The organism is Bariatricus sp. HCP28S3_A4, assembly GCF_052066395.1.
GTDB lineage: Bacteria > Bacillota > Clostridia > Lachnospirales > Lachnospiraceae > Allocoprococcus.
Window position 1 is genome coordinate 1 of the sequence record NZ_JBQHSE010000094.1, and the last position, 712, is coordinate 712.

Consider the following 712-nt stretch of genomic DNA (forward strand, 5'->3'; position numbering starts at 1 on the left):
CAAACACCTTATGCGGTTTACCATGCTCATATCCTGGTTTTTTGGGGCGAACAATAGATTTCAGCCCAAGTATTGAATTCATATACTTGTGTATAGTTGTCTTGCTATATGCGAACCCCTCTCTTTCTAAGTATACCTGCATGCTGCGATATCCATCTACGCCATGGTGCTTATGATAAATATCTGTAATTTTTGACAGAGTTTTCTCTCGCTGGGCATAGTAATCCGCCTTCCGATGTTTTCGGTAGTTGTAATAAGCATTTGGACAGATATCAAAGCGCCGCAGAAGCCAACGCAAGCCAAATTCATTATGATGTTGTTCGATAAATCGATAAGCCGCTAATCGATTTCCTTTGCAAAGAATGCCGCTGCTTTTTTTAAGAAGAGATTTTCTTTTTTTGCCTCTTCCAGTTCTTTTCGTAACCGGAGATTCTCTTTCATAAGCTCCATTTCATTTGGAGTATCTGGATTTGAGAGGGCTTTCTCCTGGCATTCTTCGCTGAATTCTCTACACCACTTGGAGATGCTTGCTTTGGATACACCATATTCCGCAGTGATGCTTTTGTAGGTGCGTCCTTCTTCCTCATGAAGACGGACAATCTTTTTTCTAAATTCTGGAGTGTAAGTCTGTGGCATAATAATTCCTTCTTTCTTTGATAGATTGATTATATCTTATTAGCCACTACTATTACAACGTTAGTATAGCACTTCA

At 39.6% G+C, this 712-nt stretch carries 1 pseudogene; it reads right to left on the reverse strand.

The features are described 5' to 3' along the window. Window positions 1–636: pseudogene (locus tag ACTNBF_RS16495) on the reverse strand (transposase); the annotation flags it as partial. Window positions 637–712: the final 76 nt, after the last annotated feature.